This is a genomic window from Pantoea sp. SJZ147, assembly GCF_007828605.1.
Taxonomy (GTDB): Bacteria; Pseudomonadota; Gammaproteobacteria; order Enterobacterales; family Enterobacteriaceae; genus Pantoea; species Pantoea allii.
This window is the reverse complement of record NZ_VIVB01000003.1, coordinates 93,155-109,216: the sequence shown is the minus strand read 5'-3', so window position 1 is coordinate 109,216 and position 16,062 is coordinate 93,155. Positions and strand designations below refer to the sequence as shown.

At 53.5% G+C, this 16,062-nt stretch carries 17 protein-coding genes; 7 read left to right on the top strand and 10 right to left on the bottom strand.

Annotated elements, in window-relative coordinates:
- Positions 1-270: 270 nt before the first annotated feature.
- Positions 271-450, top strand: coding sequence for a hypothetical protein (locus tag FBY13_RS05750; RefSeq protein WP_063878589.1), 180 nt, complete (start codon positions 271-273; stop codon positions 448-450).
- Between the two features lie 97 nt (positions 451-547).
- Positions 548-778: a hypothetical protein gene (locus FBY13_RS05745; protein WP_145393715.1), complete on the top strand. Its 231-nt coding sequence runs from the start codon at positions 548-550 to the stop codon at positions 776-778.
- A 113-nt stretch (positions 779-891) separates the two neighbouring features.
- Here FBY13_RS05745 and FBY13_RS23670 read toward each other — a convergent pair whose 3' ends face one another.
- From FBY13_RS23670 to FBY13_RS05715, 6 genes are all read right to left on the bottom strand, one after another.
- Positions 892-963, bottom strand: coding sequence for a hypothetical protein (locus FBY13_RS23670; protein WP_370513138.1), 72 nt, complete (start codon positions 961-963; stop codon positions 892-894).
- Positions 964-1,096: 133 nt separating this feature from the next.
- A complete protein-coding gene (locus FBY13_RS05735; protein WP_063878586.1) occupies positions 1,097-1,525 on the bottom strand; it encodes an OsmC family protein in 429 nt (142 codons plus the stop codon).
- An 87-nt stretch (positions 1,526-1,612) separates the two neighbouring features.
- Complete coding sequence (gene lldD / locus FBY13_RS05730) at positions 1,613-2,761, bottom strand: FMN-dependent L-lactate dehydrogenase LldD (RefSeq protein ID WP_145393713.1); 1,149 nt, start codon at positions 2,759-2,761, stop codon at positions 1,613-1,615.
- Complete coding sequence (gene lldR, locus FBY13_RS05725) at positions 2,761-3,546, bottom strand: transcriptional regulator LldR (RefSeq protein ID WP_145393712.1); 786 nt, start codon at positions 3,544-3,546, stop codon at positions 2,761-2,763. Before lldR ends, lldD begins: the two co-directional genes overlap by 1 nt.
- Positions 3,543-5,198 (bottom strand): L-lactate permease, encoded by a 1,656-nt coding sequence (gene lldP / locus FBY13_RS05720; protein WP_145393711.1) that lies wholly within the window; start codon positions 5,196-5,198, stop codon positions 3,543-3,545. The genes lldR and lldP overlap by 4 nt, the downstream gene beginning before the upstream one ends.
- A 217-nt stretch (positions 5,199-5,415) precedes the next feature.
- The gene (locus FBY13_RS05715; protein WP_145393710.1) at positions 5,416-6,579 is read right to left on the bottom strand and encodes a cyanate transporter; all 1,164 of its coding nucleotides are present in this window, start codon (positions 6,577-6,579) and stop codon (positions 5,416-5,418) included.
- Between the two features lie 86 nt (positions 6,580-6,665).
- Between FBY13_RS05715 and FBY13_RS05710 the strand changes: the two genes are divergently transcribed.
- The 3 genes from FBY13_RS05710 to dbpA all read left to right on the top strand — a co-directional run bounded on the left by FBY13_RS05710 (position 6,666) and on the right by dbpA (position 11,078).
- Positions 6,666-7,526, top strand: coding sequence for a LysR family transcriptional regulator (locus FBY13_RS05710; protein ID WP_145393709.1), 861 nt, complete (start codon positions 6,666-6,668; stop codon positions 7,524-7,526).
- Between the two features lie 91 nt (positions 7,527-7,617).
- Positions 7,618-9,006 (top strand): amidohydrolase, encoded by a 1,389-nt coding sequence (locus FBY13_RS05705; RefSeq protein WP_145393708.1) that lies wholly within the window; start codon positions 7,618-7,620, stop codon positions 9,004-9,006.
- Between the two features lie 692 nt (positions 9,007-9,698).
- Entirely contained in the window at positions 9,699-11,078 is a 1,380-nt protein-coding gene (dbpA, locus tag FBY13_RS05695; protein ID WP_145393815.1) for an ATP-dependent RNA helicase DbpA, read from the top strand.
- Between the two features lie 37 nt (positions 11,079-11,115).
- Here the strand turns inward: dbpA and FBY13_RS05690 are convergent, their stop codons facing one another.
- Positions 11,116-11,508, bottom strand: a complete 393-nt coding sequence (locus tag FBY13_RS05690) for a YgiW/YdeI family stress tolerance OB fold protein (RefSeq protein ID WP_063878577.1) — start codon at positions 11,506-11,508, stop codon at positions 11,116-11,118.
- 165 nt (positions 11,509-11,673) lie between these two features.
- Here FBY13_RS05690 and FBY13_RS05685 point away from each other — a divergent pair, with 165 nt between their 5' ends.
- Positions 11,674-12,636 carry a chemotaxis protein gene (locus FBY13_RS05685; RefSeq protein ID WP_013024807.1) on the top strand — a complete coding sequence of 321 codons (963 nt, stop codon included), beginning with the start codon at positions 11,674-11,676 and terminating at the stop codon, positions 12,634-12,636.
- 295 nt (positions 12,637-12,931) lie between these two features.
- On the opposite strand, the gene FBY13_RS23665 is transcribed toward FBY13_RS05685, so the two are convergent.
- The 3 genes from FBY13_RS23665 to FBY13_RS05670 form a co-directional block, all read right to left on the bottom strand.
- Positions 12,932-13,105: a cold-shock protein gene (locus tag FBY13_RS23665; protein ID WP_096012037.1), complete on the bottom strand. Its 174-nt coding sequence runs from the start codon at positions 13,103-13,105 to the stop codon at positions 12,932-12,934.
- 3 nt (positions 13,106-13,108) lie between these two features.
- On the bottom strand, positions 13,109-13,321 hold the full coding sequence (gene cspA, locus FBY13_RS05675; protein ID WP_009091867.1) for an RNA chaperone/antiterminator CspA: 213 nt from the start codon (positions 13,319-13,321) through the stop codon (positions 13,109-13,111).
- A gap of 277 nt (positions 13,322-13,598) precedes the next feature.
- Positions 13,599-14,381, bottom strand: a complete 783-nt coding sequence (locus FBY13_RS05670; protein ID WP_186440788.1) for an NAD(P)H-dependent oxidoreductase — start codon at positions 14,379-14,381, stop codon at positions 13,599-13,601.
- A gap of 102 nt (positions 14,382-14,483) precedes the next feature.
- On the opposite strand from FBY13_RS05670, the gene FBY13_RS05665 reads away from it, so the two are divergent.
- Entirely contained in the window at positions 14,484-15,365 is an 882-nt protein-coding gene (locus FBY13_RS05665) for a LysR family transcriptional regulator (RefSeq protein WP_145393706.1), read from the top strand.
- The last annotated feature ends 697 nt before the right edge of the window (positions 15,366-16,062 follow it).

Sequence of the window (16,062 nt, the reverse complement as noted above, 5' to 3'; positions counted from 1 at the left end):
ATGAAAATTTACCGATTTTAAAATTCGTTATGGCAGGAATGAAAAGTCGCCCTTGTAGCTGGTCAGAAATGCAGCGCGAACGCTGCGTTGCCCATTGCAGCGATGGGTAAGATTTCACTGCTGTACGCGTCCGGAAGGCGTATAATCGCTCAGAGCAATCCGATACCGCCCAGCGTGATGATTGTCCCTTCCGGCAATTAGCTATACTGGTTTTATAAAAAGGAACATTCACCCCTCTCGTGACGTGCGCGACGGGAGAAGGAGTCGGTTATGTTAATTGGTTTTGTATTGTTGGTAAGCGCCTGTGGACATGATGCCTGTGAAGCGTTGCCGGTATCAGAGCGCATTTACCCAACGAAAACCGCCTGCGAAGTGATGGCAAACCGCATCCACAAGGTCCGTCCCAACGTGGTACTGATGTGTGGTGAAGTGCATCGTTCAGATAACTGAACAGGTCAAGGACACAAAAATGCACATACAACATTGCAAGGTTGCAGGTTAGCGTTCAAAATATAAGCTGTTTTACACCAACATAGTTGTGAATCCCATGAAAACTACTCGTCCCCGCCGTCCAACTGGGCGTTGGGTTTATTACATTTTGTATGAAGGCATTATCTGGCCCTGCCCGGTACGCTGGGAATGGGAAGGCGCTTATGGCGGCTGGCTCCCGTTCTACTATTCACCTACCTTTGAATTTCTGGCGGGCGATCCCGGTAAGGCTTATCGGATTGCACGCAGCGACGTGCGGGCTAAGCGCGCAGAAGAGATTTACGCCTGACGTTTAAGACGCGTTCCAGGGTAACCAGGAAGCGGTAACCAGCAAACAGAGTAACGCCCGCAGTAACACCACCATCAGCAGTACGCCAGGCTTATGGCGAGAAAGCCACGACCTCATGCCCATATCATCGCCGCCTGACGGATTAGCACGCGTGCGCCACAGATTTCCAGCAAGACCAGCCGCATTTTCCGTGTGTGTTTGCCGAAACGCGTTTGTCATCTCCGCGTCCTTCTGCACAACGCAAAGATGCGCCCGAAGGCGCATCTGGGTACGGCAAGATTCGCGTCAGCATCACGTAAAAGTGATGCCGGTCCGCAATCAGTTGTTCAGGGTGTAATCCAGTGTAATTTCAGCATTCAACACCTGAGAAACCGGGCAGCCCGCTTTGGCTTTGTTGATAATCTCATCAAAGGTATCGTTATCAATGCCTGGCAGAGAAACGGTGCTGGTTAAGGCGATTTTGGTGATCGCAAAGCCTTCACCTTTTTTATCCAGCGACACATCTGCGCTGGTATCAATGCTTTCCGCTTTATGACCGGCATTGCCCAGCATTAGCGACAGTGCCATAGAGAAACAGGCCGCATGTGCCGCACCAATCAGCTCTTCCGGGTTAGTGCCTTTTTGCCCTTCAAAACGGGTATTAAAGCCGTAAGGCTGCTGGTTCAGTACACCACTTTCGGTGCTGACTGTGCCTTTGCCTTTGATGTCGCCTTCCCAATGCGCCGAACCTTTCTTATGAATGGTCATGTCATTCCTCCTGTTGGTAAAGAAGGTAAGTATAGACAACACCTCTGATTTCGCCGCAGGCAACTATGCCGGGCGCAGGTTTGCTTCCTACAAGAGGGCATTTGCCTGCACCAGCGAATCCTGTGTGATATCGGCAATGCGCTTCGCGCCGGTTAAGGTCATCGCGACTTTCATCTCTTTTTCAATCAACGTCAGTAAATGCTCAACGCCGCGCTGTCCATGTGTTGCCAGCGCATAGATAAAGGCGCGCCCCAGCAGGACGCTGTCTGCGCCCAGCGCAATCATACGCACCACATCCAGTCCGTTACGAATGCCGCTATCAGCAAGGATCGTGATATCGCCTTTGACCGCATCCGCTATCGCAGGTAAGGCACGGGCCGAGGACAGGACACCGTCCAGCTGGCGACCGCCATGGTTAGAAACCACGATACCGTCAGCACCAAAGCGCACCGCGTCACGGGCATCCTCAGGGTCCAGAATGCCTTTGATCACCATCGGGCCATCCCAGAAATCGCGAATCCACTCCAGATCCTTCCAGGAAATGGAAGGATCAAAATTATTGGCCAGCCAGCCGATATAGTCTTCCAGCCCGGTAGGCTTGCCGAGATAGGTTGAGATATTCCCCAGATCGTGCGGCCTTCCCTGTAACCCCACATCCAGCGCCCACCTGGGATGCGTGATGGCCTGCCAGTAGCGCCGCAGCGCCGCATTTTCCCCGCTCATGCCTGAATGCGCATCGCGATAACGCGCGCCCGGCGTAGGCATATCCACAGTAAACACCAGCGTAGAGCAGCCCGCCGCTTTGGCGCGCTCCAGCGCATTACGCATAAAGCCACGATCGCGCAGAACATAGAGCTGGAACCACATGGGGCGGTTAATCTGCGGCGCAACTTCCTCAATGGGGCACACGGAGACGGTGGACAGCGTAAAGGGAATGCCTTTCCCTGCCGCCGCGCGGGCGGCCTGCACTTCGCCTCGTCGTGCATACATGCCACACAGCCCTACCGGTGCCAGCGCCACTGGCATCGACAGCGTTTCATTAAACAGGGTGGTTTCCAGACTGAGTTCAGACATATTACGCAAGATGCGCTGGCGCAGCGCCACGTCCGAGAGATCGGTCACGTTGCGGCGTAGCGTGTGCTCCGCATAAGCCCCGCCATCCAGATAGTGAAACAGGAAAGGCGGCAAAATGCGTTGCGCGGCGGCGCGGTAGTCACTGGCAGCAGAAATAATCATCAGCGTGTCTCCTTGTGATTGTGCAGGTCATGGCCAGGTAAACGTGTAATACGCGCCTGTCTGGCTTCGTCTTCATCTCGCGTTTTCATCGTGGTATGCACAAAACCAAGATGATCCATCGTCGCTAAGCGCGCGGCCTCGGCATCGCCGAGTAAAATGGCGTCAAGCATGGCACGGTGTTGATCTGTCAGCTGGTCAAAAATGATCGGGCTGGTGTACATCAGCCTGCGGCTGTGCAGCATCGACGACTGGAGCAAATCAAAAAAACCGCGCATGGTTTGTAACAGCACCACGTTATGTGAGGCTTCCGCGATAGCGAGGTGAAACCGCAGGTCGGCCTGACCGGCCAGATGGGGATCGTCGCTCTCTTTTAACGCCAGCGTGGCGTCAAACGCGTACCTTAGACGTTCTTTATCGGACTCTGTCGCCCGCAGTGCGGCATGCCATGCGGTGCTGGCTTCAATGGCGTAACGCGCTTCCAGAATGTCGTAGCGGTAATCCGGATCGTTGGCCAGCAGCTGACGAATCGGTTCCACAATGCGCTGTTCAGACCAGGGTTCCTGAGGTTGACGCAGCCAGGTGCCGTCGCCGCGTCGGCTCGTCAATATCCCGCTGCTGATAAGCTGCTGAATGGCTTCGCGCAGCGATGAACGGGAGACGCCAAGCGCGGCGGCGAGCTGGCGCTCGGCAGGCAAACGCATGCCGGGTTCAATCTGATGCTCGCGAATATACTGTTCGAGCCGAACCCGCAGCGGATCGGCATGCGGCGATAAACTGGTTTTCATGGGATCATCCAGGGGAAAACGTAAGCCTGAAGCGTGGTAATGATGCCCACCAGGCAGGTAAATATCAGGCTGTGCTTGACGGTAAAGCGGAACAGATCGGACTCTTTGCCCACCAGACCAACAGCGGCACAGGCAATGGCTATCGATTGCGGCGAGATCATCTTGCCGGTCACGCCACCGGTGGTATTTGCCGCCACCAGCAGAATATCGGAAACGCCAATCTGCTGCGCGGTCGTCGCCTGTAAGGCGGCAAACAGCGCATTGGATGACGTATCCGAGCCAGTCAGAAACACGCCAAGCCATCCCAGGAAAGGCGAGAAAAAGGTAAACGCATGACCGGTATGCGCCAATGCCAGCGCCAGAGTGGCAGACAGGCCGGAGTAGTTAGAGATAAAGGCAAACGCCAGCACCATCCCGATCGAGTAGATGGGAAGCATAAGTTCTTTCAGGGTTTCTGCAAAGGTTACTGCCGCAGCCTTGGGTTTCATCTTCAGAAAAACGATGGAGACGATGGCGGCGACCAGGATTGCCGTGCCGGTTGCCGACAGCAGGTCGAGTTTGAAAATCGCTGGCCAGTTGCTGGGTTGCGCGACCACCGGCGGCATCCGTGTTATCCCTCCGTCCAGCCCCGGCACGGGAAGGCTGAAAACCCAGTTTGCGAAGGCACCGCCTTTTGCAAACAGCGCTTTAAAGGGTGGAATGCTCCATAACGTGACGGTCGCGGTCAAAAAGAGGAACGGCATCCAGGCACGCACAACCTGCCCGGTAGTGTATTTTTGTCGGGTCAGCGGCTGATTGTCCTGCTGGCTTTCTGCTTCGCTGAAGCGAAAGATGCGGACCGGCTGCCAGACGCGCAAAAACAGCGTCAGCGACATTAAAGAGACCAGCGAGGAGATGATATCGGGCAGATCTGGGCTAAGAAAATTCGAACTGAGGAACTGGGCGATCGCGAACGATCCCCCCGCCACCATCACGGCGGGCCAGGTCTCTTTCACGCCGCGCCAGCCATCCATAATCGCCATGATCCAGAACAGCACGATGATTGTCAGAAACGGAAGCTGTCGACCTGCCATCTGACCGATAGCGAAGCTGTCCAGCCCGGTCACCTGCCCGGCCACAATAATCGGGATTCCCATCGCGCCAAACGCCACTGGCGCGGTATTCACGATCAGACACAAGCCCGCGGCATAGAGCGGATTAAAACCCAGCCCCACCAGTAGCGCGGCCGTGATCGCCACCGGCGCGCCAAACCCTGCCGCACCTTCTAAAAAGGCGCCAAAGGAGAAGCCTACAATCAGCATCTGTAAGCGTTGATCGGGCGTAATCGATAAAATTGAGGCGCGGATAATGTCGAACTGACCGGTCTTAACCGAGATCCTGTAGACAAAAACCGCCGCGACGATGATCCAGGCGATGGGCCACAGGCCGTACATAAAGCCGTAAACCGCTGATGCCAACGCTTGCTGTAGCGGCATTTTATACAGCAACAGCGCCACAAGCAGCGCAAGGATGACCGTGATGGTCGCGGCCTGATAGCCTTTCATCTTTAGCTTGATTAACGCAAAGAAGAAAAACAAAACAGGAAGCAATGCAATCAGGCTGGAGAGCCAGATGTTGTTGAGCGGATCGTAATGTTGTTGCCAGACCTGCATGCCATTATCTCCATGGGATGATGAAAGCGATGCGCGATCGGCAAAGGCGGGTGGCGCATCTGTCACCTCTGATGCACCAATTGGTCCTACCAATCAGGTGATCAGGGCTTGCTCGTTACAGATACTTAACCCGCTGTTAACTCTAGGCAACAGTTGCGGCACTATTTTTAACGTTATGTGAGCCGCTGAAAACGTTTTGCCGGGTTGGTAGGACCAATTAGCGTTGCGGAAAGGCTTGTTGGTAGCTTCGGGGGTGAAAACGCAGATTCAGGCCAATCAGGATCACCGTTACGCTGCCCTGTAGCAGCCAGATGCTGGAAAAATGGCCTGTCAGGTTATGCAGTTGTCCGGCAAGAAAAGGCATACTGCCCGCGATGATAAACCCCGCACCCTGCATAAATGCCACCAGACGCGCACCGGCCTGCGGATGCGCCAGGTGATCCAGCGCCAGCACCAGGGACAGAGGGAATGCGCCACCCAGGCCAATGCCCGCTATCCCTGCCCACAGCCAGGGATGGTAGAGCGGTGCCACCAGCAGACCGAGCATACCGCCAAGCTGTAATACCAGCGTCAGCACGAGCAGCGGTCGCCGATCCGCTCCCTTTACCAGCATGGGAAATACCAGGGCACCAGCAACCTGACAGGCAATCATCACGCCAAGCAGGCTGCCGCCCGCCTGGGCGCTCCAGCCCAGTTGATGATAAAAATCGGGCAACCAGGCGACACAAATAGCATAACCGCCGTTTACTAAACCAAAACTCAGCGCCAGCATCCATGCGCGCGTATTGCGCCAGACTGATGGCATGGCTGTCGATGTCTGCGGTGGCGGAGACGCCGCCGGAATCCACCACCAGAGCATAACGGCCAGCAGCGCAGGCGCAGACCAGCTGCTGAGCGCGCCGTGCCAGCCCAGATGCAGGCTGATCCATGGCGTCAGCGCAGCGCCCAGTCCACCGCCACCCATTAATGCCGCCGCCCATAGCCCGGTGATCGTGGCACTGCGCTGCGCAAAGCGCTGGCGAATCAAACCCGGCATGGCCATTTGTACAATGCCGATGCCGATACCACCGGGGACCGTGCTCCATACCAGCCACTGGCCTTGCGAGATAAAAAACCGGCTGGCCAGCGCCAGCACCAGCAACGCCAGCCCGCCACAGAGCAGCCCACGCAGCCGGATACGTTGCTGAAGCGGCGCGCTCACTAATGCGATGGCTCCCATCATCATCATCGGAATAGCTGGCAGAAGTGAGGCGGCGAGCGATGATAATCCAATGTTTGCACGCAGTTGATCCAGCAGCGGACTGACGGAGGTCATCAGAGGACGCATGTTCAGTCCCGCCAGTATCAGGGCGGCAATAAGTAATAAGTGATCTTTTTTCATGGGCAATCCTGGAATTAAACATTGTCAGCCTGACAGCAGCCATTACTATTTGGAAATGAAATATCAGGATGACAGGCAGTGGAAAAATGAATCGCCAGCCCATGTTTACGCCTCAGCAATTGCTGAGCTTTGTCGCCGTATGCGAAACCGCCAGCTTTACGCGCGCCGCTGAACGGGTTCACCTGTCACAGTCGACCGTGAGCCAACAGGTACGGCGGCTGGAAGAGATGGTCGGCAAGCCTTTGCTGGCCCGCTCGTCCCATCAGGTGCAGATCACTGAAGAAGGGGAAAAATTGCTGGGTTATGCTCGCCGGATTATTGCCCTGAACGGTGAAGCCCACGATGTGCTGAGCGATAAGTGGCGCGATGGCGTCCTGCGGCTGGGCGTACCGGAGGATTTCGCTGCACCCACCGCCGGGCTACTGGCGTTGTTCAGTCGCGAGCATCCCCACCTGCGGCTGGATGTGATGAGCGGGATACAGGTAGAACTTCGTCGTGCCTGGCAACGGGAAGAGCTGGATATCATGCTGATCAAACAGCCCTACGGGGAACGTCCGCTGGCTTCCCGACCGGAGCCGTTACTGTGGCTGGACAGCGCTGCCCATCCCTGCTTCGAACAGTCCCCCATTCCCTTAGTGCTGTTTCCGCAACTGGGGCTGTATCGGGAGGAAATCTGCCAGACACTGGATTTACTGGGCCGCAGTTGGCGAATTGGTTACAGCAGCGCCAGCCTGGTGGCGCTGTCCGCCGCCAGCGCGCAGGGCTTAGGGATAACGCTGTTACCGGCCAGTTGTCGCTTACCTTCGCATCGGGTGCTCGGCAGCCAACAGGGCTTGCCGGTAATCGATACCTTTGAGCTGGCGCTGTTTTGCCGTCAGCCAGAAGATGGCCTTCAGCGCCAGTTGGCCGACGCTCTGGCCGATTTCGCCGGCCTGAGCTGGCAGTGAGTTTTTAAATAGCAGGCAGTGAAAAACTCCTCAGCAGAGAAAGCCGCGGTTTGTCAGATTAAGCCTTCACTTACTTTCGCAGGAATCGCTGATGCAGACCGCCTCTTCCACCAGCCGCCGCCGCTTTCTCCGTCAGGGAGTTCGCCTGACCGCCGCCAGCAGTATGAGTATGATCATCGCCGGGATCGCGGCTTCCGGTGTTGCCGCCAACGCTAACGCAACGCCCGTCCTCTCACCTGGCGCGCTGCCCCAGAGCAACCACTATGTTTTAGGCAATGTATTACTCGAAGAAGGCTTCGCACGCGAAGGTAGCGAGATTGTTGCAACGAAAACAGCGCGCTACGACATCACCCTTCGCGATGGCCACTTTCACCAGTTCAGCCCGGCCGGGCAAGGTGCGCGTTCATTGCCGTTCTGGGATGCGCAGGGTGCCCTGCTGCTGCCGTCCACGCAGGATATGCACATCCATCTCGACAAAACCTTTTATGGGGGCCCCTGGCAGGCACCTCGCCCGCGTAAAGGCAAAACGATTATGGACATGATTGCCCGTGAGCAGGTGCTGATTCCACAGTTGCTGCCCACTTCTCAGGCGCGGGCCGAAGGGCTTATTGCCCTGCTGAATTCCAGGGGCACCACCCGGGCGCGCAGCCACTGTAATATCGACCCGGTCAGTGGTCTCAAGAGCCTGGAACATTTACAGGCTGCGCTGGCACTGCATCCCGATTTCCCCTGTGAGATTGTCGCCTTCCCCCAGCATGGACTGCTGCATTCTCAGGTCGACGGGCTGATGCGTGAAGCCATGCAACGTGGCGTGCACTATGTCGGCGGTCTTGATCCCACGAATGTGGATGGTGCGATGGAGAAATCCCTGGATGCCCTGTTCCAGATTGCGCTCGACTACCAGCGTGGCGTCGATATCCACCTGCATGAAACCTCTGCCGCTGGCGTTCAGGCTATCCGTTACATGATTAAAACCGTGCGGGAGAATCCCGCCTTACGCGGTAAAGTCACTCTCAGTCATGGTTTTGCACTGGCAACCTTACAGGGCGCTGAACGGGATAACCTGATTGCCGACCTGGCGGAGCAGCAGTTCAGCATTGCCTCCACGCTGCCCATCGGCAAGCTGACTATGCCCGTGCCGCAGTTGCAGGCGGCAGGGATAAAAGTCATGACCGGCACCGACAGCGTGATCGATCACTGGTCGCCGTTTGGCACAGGCAGCATGCTGGAAAAGGCCAATCTCTATGCCCAGTTGTACGGGGGTTCTGATGAGTTCTCATTGAGTCGCGCCCTGGCGATTGCCACCAATGACGAGCTTCCTCTCTCTGCCAGTGGCGAACGTCAATGGCCCCGCATCGGAGACAGTGCCGATATGATGCTGGTTCAGGCCAGTTGTTCAGCGGAGGCGGTAGCGCGGATTTCGCCCGTTACGGCGACCTTCTCGCGGGGAAAACCCCTGTTTATGCAACAGCAGGTGTAACGCAGATACGCCTCACTTTAACGCTATTGCCTAAAGTGAGGCGCAGACATCTGAGGCACAGCGATGTTAAACCCGGCTTGCCTCACTTTTCTTTGACATCAACTCCATGGCCAGCGCATACAGATGCGCGCCGTCAGGGGCAACGGGATCGTCTTCGGCATAACATTCGATCATGGAGGCAACCTTATCAGCCGATAAACTTTCGCCATAAAGATGCAATGTCAGGACAGCACGACCAACGATTTTAAGTATGTCTTCATGCAATATCTTCGGGATATTATTCAATGAAAAACCCTCTGCCAGTGGTTATATCGATCTATGTTGCTCAATATAAAGGAGTTAATGAATGATTTTTACAGGGGTTTAAGCCCATACTGTTACATTATTAATGCTATTTTCAATGCGAAAAAAACGGGCTTCTCCGATAACCTCAATATTCGCTCTTATAAACAAAAGATTATGAATTTATTAACGTTCTCAGACGTTTATCAGGCTTCCCTTTTGGCTTTTTTTTCCGCAGCCATTCATTAAAATAATCCACCTAACGCACGTAATCTTCAGTTTATTCCTAAAAAAAAGCTGGGTGAAATGGATAGTATTTATTCAGGCAGTTAACGTTGCCGTTCTGCTCGCTTTCTGACAGACTTGCGCACGCAATGATGCCCCCACTTTTAGCCGCAGAGGCCGCACCCGTGACCGCTTTTTCCTCGCTTAATTCTCTTCCCGATAGCCAGCTCGATAACCTGCGCGAGATGGGCTATACCAGCATGACACCGGTTCAGGCCGAAACGCTGCCCGCTATTTTAGCCGGACGCGACGTGCGCGCGCAGGCAAAAACCGGCAGCGGTAAAACGGCCGCCTTTGGCATTGGCTTGCTGCAACATATCGACAGCGCTCTTTTTCAGACGCAGGCGTTAATTTTGTGCCCCACCCGGGAGCTGGCCGATCAGGTCAGTAACGTCCTGCGGCAGTTAGCCCGCTTCACACGCAACATTAAAATTTTAACCTTATGTGGCGGCCAGCCAATGAGCGCCCAGCGCGATTCGCTGGTGCATGCGCCTCATATCGTCGTCGGAACGCCAGGCCGCATTCTGGACCACATTAAGCGTGAGACGCTGAAGCTGGACAGCCTGCGTACGCTTGTACTGGACGAAGCCGATCGCATGCTGGAAATGGGCTTCCGCGACGATATGGAAACCATCATCGCTGCCACGCCCGCTTCGCGTCAGACGCTGCTGTTCTCGGCAACCTGGCCGGAAGGGATTGCCGCCCTGAGCCAGCGCTTTCAGCGTGAAGCGCTGAGCGTGGTCACAGAAGAAGTGAGTGAACTCCCGGCTATCGAACAACAGTTTATTGAGGCCAGCCACGGTGAAAAACTCTCGCTGCTGATCAGTCTGCTGAGCGAACGCCAGCCCTCTTCCTGCGTCGTGTTCTGCAACACAAAACGTGAATGCGACGATATTGCCGCTGCGCTGAATGCGCGCGATATCAGCGCCCTGCCCCTGCATGGCGATCTGGAGCAACGCGATCGCGAACGGGTGCTGATTCGTTTTGCCAACGGTAGTGGTCGCGTACTGGTGGCCACCGATGTTGCAGCTCGTGGGCTGGACATTAAGTCACTGTCGCTGGTGGTAAACTATCAACTGGCATGGGACCCGGAAGTGCACTTGCATCGTATCGGCCGCACCGCACGCGCTGGCGAAAAAGGCGCTGCCGTGAGTTTTGTTGCCGCAGATGAAATGGCGCGCGCGCACGCACTTGAAGACTTCCTGCAACAGAAACTGCCCTGGATTGCCGCCAGTTCGCTGAAGAAAAGCAGTCAGCCATTACCCGCCGCCATGATGACGTTGTGCATTGATGGTGGGCGTAAAGCGAAAATTCGTCCCGGCGATATTCTCGGCGCGCTGACGGGTGAAGCCGGTTATCGTGCCGATCAAATCGGTAAAATCGATCTCACCCCTACCCATGCTTACGTCGCGATAGAAGCGGCTCAGGCTAAAAACGCGCTGGTGAAGCTTAAGCAGGGTAAAATTAAAGGTAAAACCTGTCGGGCTGTGCTGTTAAAAGACTAAAAAAACGGGCGAGAGTCACTCTCGCCCTTACTCTGACTTATGGCTCATCAATCCGCGTTACGTGCAGCGTCGTTTTATCGCCTTTCCCATGAACCTTACCGCTCACTCGAACCTTGTCATCAGCGGTATAAGTTTTACCATCGAACGTTTTCTTGGGCGCAATAATGGTCAAATGGCCGGTTTCGTCACGAAACTGATAATTATCGCCCTTTAATTTTTTAACGATATAGCCTTCCAGCGTCACATAACCGCCCTGACGGAAGTCACGGATCTGATCGATGTGGGTTTGCCCTGTATCTTCCGAACCTTTATAACCCGCATCCTGCTTGTTCTGTGGCGGCGGCGTATCGCCTGCTTTGAAGCCACCTTGTTCTGCATATGCGCCGGAAGTGGCCATCACTAACAGCGTTGCCAGTAACACTTTCTTCATCTCGTACTCCTTTAAGGGGAAAGGTGTCCATGTTTAGTTATCACTGTTAAGCCTGGCACAAGAATAATATGCTGCTGTTGGATTTTCCCCTCTCACCTTTTTTCACTTGCTGCCGATAACTTCATCACACCCCTTTTCACCTGCTGCGCTGATGCTGAGGCAACAATGGATAATTTTCAGAAAGAGATCGACGAGAGAGCGAATCTCGCGCTATCGAACAAATTTGAGCTGCTGCTGTTTCGCCTGGGCTCTGACCAGTTAAAAGGTAAATCAGAGCTGTTTGGTATCAACGTATTTAAATTGCGTGAAATTGTACCGATGCCGCCGATTACCAAAGCAGCAGGCATGCGTTCACCGTTGCTCGGCATGGCCAGCATTCGTGGGCAATTTATTCCGGTGATTGATTTACCTGCCGTAGCAGGCTGTGTTCCAGAAACGGGGCTGAACCTGCTGCTGGTGACTGAGTACGCGCGTAACACCCAGGCGTTTGCCGTTGAGTCAGTAGAAAACATCGTGCGCCTTAACTGGAGCCAGGTGCATACGGCGGAAGCCGGGATCGGTGGTCGTAATATCACCAGTATCGCCTGCCTTGATGACGATGAACAAAAAAGCAATCTGGCTATGGTGCTGGATGTTGAGCAAATTCTGTATGACATCATCCCCTCGGTGCGCGGCGTTGAGCCTGAAGCGCCTAAAGAGCGTCAGTTCAAAATGAAGCCGGGTTCGGTGGCGATTGTGGCAGAAGATTCTAAAGTTGCCCGTCAGTTGCTGGAGCAGGGCCTGAAGAGCATGGGCATTCCTGCCATCATGTGTAATACCGGCCTTGAAGCATGGGAAAAAATTAAAGAGATGCACCAGCAGGCTCAGGCGCAGGGCGAATCCATCCATGACAAGATTGCGTTGGTGTTAACCGATCTGGAAATGCCGGAGATGGACGGCTTTACGCTGACACGTAACATCAAGCGCGATACGACACTGCGCCATATTCCGGTGGTGATTCACTCATCACTTTCTGGCAGCGCGAACGAAGATCACGTGCGTAAAGTGGGTGCCGATGGCTATGTCGCTAAGTTTGAACTGAATGAGCTGTCTGACGTGATTTTTAAAGCAATGGAAGCCGCGAGCTAAGACGTAACGGGCAGCTTACCCCTGCCCAGTGAGGCTTGATATCCACCACTTGAGAATATAAATATGCATAGTGAAGCGCTACCCGTTGCTCGTAAGCCCTTGTTTCGCGGGCGTGCACGTCAGTTGAGTTGGATTGCGGCTGTTGTTTTTTGTCTGCTGTTTTGGGGCGGCGTTCTTGCCCTGATGGTTTAGTAAATAGCAGCGGGAAAGGGGTTATAAGGGAAATAAAAAAGGCTGCCAATGGCAGCCTCTTATTACGGTAAATGCAACAACGCTATAGAGCTCTTTAGCCTTTTCAGAGTGCCTGTGGCTGACTCTGAGCTGCAATCCTGGTCGTGTTGATTTGAACAACGATCGTTTTGCAAAAAATGCATTTCGCTCCATGCGGGTTGGCTCTTGTCACATCGAAATGTGATTTTCTGTACTGCGAGCCACTACAGTGAGGACATTTAAAACTCGTAATTTTCAGTCCTTAGAGACCAACAACGTTCGCAGCAGCTGGGCCTTTGGCACCATTTTCTACTGTAAACTCAACTTGTTGACCTTCATCTAATGAACGGAAATCTGTGCCCTGGATTGCAGAGAAATGTACGAATACATCTTTGCTGCCGTCCTGAGGAGAGATGAAACCGAAGCCTTTCTCTGCGTTGAACCATTTAACGGTACCGCGGATTTTGTTAGACATGTTTAATTCCTTAATAATAGAGCCTTCCGGCGTAATGGCCTGAGAACAGATTTTAATCAGAACGTAAGAGAAGACTCAAAAAGAAGGAATGTCTCGCGACAGGCTTAGAGATGAGAACTGCTTTGGTTACTTACTTTGATAGTGTCTGTTAATCAAACCGACGATTCATTAGGTCATATCCTGCTGATGCATGCAAGGCTTATTTTAAAAAAATGAAGGCGGGCCAGACGAGCCCCGCGTGCGGGAATCTGACCCAATCGTCTGTTACTGTCTGCTGTTACTGTTTGCGGAGATGAACCTGGTGCCCCTGTTCACCGGCGGCGAGATCGTCACGTAAAGTCAGAGACGGTATCGTGTAATCGCCGTCGTTTTGCCGATAATAGGCAACAGGTTCGGTCACAAACAGATTATCCAGCCGCTCGCCAAGTTCTGCACACACTGCTGCAAAGCGCGCGCTGTCGGTGCGGCCGGTGCGATAAAGCGTGAAAGGCGGCAGGACGTCAAAACCGGGATAAAACAAGATGCCGTGCTGAATAGGGAACAGGATGTCATCAATATGGCCGTTGATGCCGCGTGGGCTGTAGTGGGACTCCCATCCGCCCATCGTGACAACCAGCATCGCACGCTTCCCTGCCAGCGTACCTTCGCCATAGCGGTCGCCCCAGTGCGTATCTGAGTGCTCCCCCACGCCATAGGCAAAGCCGCAGGCGTAAACACGATCGATCCAGCCTTTCATGATTGCCGGCATGGAAAACCACCAGAGCGGAAACTGTAAAATTACCGCATCGGCCCACAACAGCTTTTCCTGTTCCTGCACAATATCTTCACTCTGGAAGCCGCCTTCAAAAGCTTGGGTGGATTCAAAAGAGGGATCAAACCGTTCGACATTCTGGCGATGCTGCGTATCAGCGGGCGATACGCGCGCCTCCCAGTTCATGGCATAGAGATCGGAAACGCGCACCTGATGACCCAACTGCTCCAGGTGGCTGACGGAGAAACGCGCCAGCGCGCCGTTAAGGGAATTGGGTTCAGGATGGGCAACAACGATTAACACATTCATAAAATCACCTGCTTTGATGGGAATCTGAGATGTAGCCTGCATCCGAATGTGCTATCAGTAAAAGTAAATGAATGGATATTCACTATAGGCAAGACTGATACCATGAAACCCGATCTCAACCTGTTAATGACCCTGAATGTGCTGTTACAGGAAAACAGCGTGAGCCGGACTGCGCAGCGGCTTAATCTTTCTCAGCCTTCTGTCAGTGCCCGGCTTGAGCGCCTGCGTGAGTGGTTTAACGATCCCCTGCTGATTCCGGTATCTCACGGCATGCGCCCCACCGCGCGCGCCGAGGCGTTACGCCTTTCGCTGGCGCAACTGAGCGGCATGATCGATGAGGTGGTTGCTGTGCCAGGCCCGTTTATCCCTACTGACGCCGTTCAGGAGTGGCGCGTAGCGGCCACCGATTACGGTGCCCAGACGGCACTGGTTCCCCTGATGGCTGCATTACGTCAGGACGCACCTGGCACCCGGCTTGCCATTCTGGATATGAAACCCGCGTTGATCGCGCAGCAGTTGGAAAAAGGCACGGTCGATCTGGTGCTTCATTTGCGTGACGGCGTGCCAGACGGGCTGCATATCCGCCCGCTATTTCAGGAGCGCTACGTGGTGGCAGGACGTCAGGGTCATCCCGCCCTGCATCCTGATATCACCGCCGAAGCGCTCTGCGCGTTGGAGCATGTAGTGGTATCGCCCGACGGCGGCGGCTTTCGCGGGGTGACGGATAGCGTGCTGGAAGCCAGAGGGTTGAGCCGAAAAGTGGTGCTCTCTGTGCCCCACTTTCTGTTGATGGGCAGCGTGCTAAGCACCAGCGATTTGGTGGCGTTGATGCCGGAGAGAGTGGCGGCGATGATGCCGGGGTTGATGACCGTGCTACCGCCGATGGCGATTCCGGGCTTTGAGCTGGTGATGCTGTGGCATGAGCGATCGCACCGGGATTTGGGGCATAGGTGGTTGAGGGAGCGGGTGGTGGGGAGGTTTTAAAAGCATGTCTGTATAATGAGGAGTTTCGGCGTTCATGCTGAATCCAGATGGTATTGAACATTTAACGTGGACATGGTTTTTGATAAGCATTCCTTAAAGCGTTTTTTTTAAGAGGTTATAGATAATTCAACTCAAGGTTGTTATTTGAAATATTTTCATACCCCCCCTTCTTTAGTGAATATTAAAACAGCGAAATCATAAGGGAAAAATCATTATAAAAAACTGTAGCCGAATCTAAACCATATGAAAACTCAATGTATAGTAAGCTAAGCGGCATGGATGGAAATTGCACACTGAAGATATATTGCACAACCTCCATCTTCCTACTCCTTTCATTTAAATCCACCACCAAAATAAAATTCACTACCTATTAACAAAAAAATTAAAAATGCCATTAATTTAAACTTTCACATGATAAAAAGAAACAAAACCACCAAAGCTTTAATAACCTTGCATAAAAAAACTTAACGCTACGCATCTACGCAAACAAAAAACCAACTAAAAAATATAGTTTTATATTTTTTATTATCGAAGATGTAGTCAAAAAAAATATTAAGGTACCTGCGATAAAAAAACACCCAACATAAAACATAAAACATAAAACATAAAACATAAAACATAAAACATAAAACATAAAACATAAAACATAAAACATAAAACATAAAACATAAAACATAAAACATAAAACATAAAACAT

Coding starts and splice junctions, on each gene's coding strand:
- FBY13_RS05750 (WP_063878589.1), top strand. CDS start 271: ATGTTAATTGGTTTTGTATTGTTGGTAAGCGCCTGTGGACATGATGCC.
- FBY13_RS05745 (WP_145393715.1), top strand. CDS start 548: ATGAAAACTACTCGTCCCCGCCGTCCAACTGGGCGTTGGGTTTATTAC.
- FBY13_RS05735 (WP_063878586.1), bottom strand. CDS start 1,525: ATGACCATTCATAAGAAAGGTTCGGCGCATTGGGAAGGCGACATCAAA.
- lldD (WP_145393713.1), bottom strand. CDS start 2,761: ATGATTATTTCTGCTGCCAGTGACTACCGCGCCGCCGCGCAACGCATT.
- lldR (WP_145393712.1), bottom strand. CDS start 3,546: ATGAAAACCAGTTTATCGCCGCATGCCGATCCGCTGCGGGTTCGGCTC.
- lldP (WP_145393711.1), bottom strand. CDS start 5,198: ATGCAGGTCTGGCAACAACATTACGATCCGCTCAACAACATCTGGCTC.
- FBY13_RS05715 (WP_145393710.1), bottom strand. CDS start 6,579: ATGAAAAAAGATCACTTATTACTTATTGCCGCCCTGATACTGGCGGGA.
- FBY13_RS05710 (WP_145393709.1), top strand. CDS start 6,666: ATGAATCGCCAGCCCATGTTTACGCCTCAGCAATTGCTGAGCTTTGTC.
- FBY13_RS05705 (WP_145393708.1), top strand. CDS start 7,618: ATGCAGACCGCCTCTTCCACCAGCCGCCGCCGCTTTCTCCGTCAGGGA.
- FBY13_RS05690 (WP_063878577.1), bottom strand. CDS start 11,508: ATGAAGAAAGTGTTACTGGCAACGCTGTTAGTGATGGCCACTTCCGGC.
- FBY13_RS05685 (WP_013024807.1), top strand. CDS start 11,674: ATGGATAATTTTCAGAAAGAGATCGACGAGAGAGCGAATCTCGCGCTA.
- cspA (WP_009091867.1), bottom strand. CDS start 13,321: ATGTCTAACAAAATCCGCGGTACCGTTAAATGGTTCAACGCAGAGAAA.
- FBY13_RS05670 (WP_186440788.1), bottom strand. CDS start 14,381: ATGAATGTGTTAATCGTTGTTGCCCATCCTGAACCCAATTCCCTTAAC.
- FBY13_RS05665 (WP_145393706.1), top strand. CDS start 14,484: ATGAAACCCGATCTCAACCTGTTAATGACCCTGAATGTGCTGTTACAG.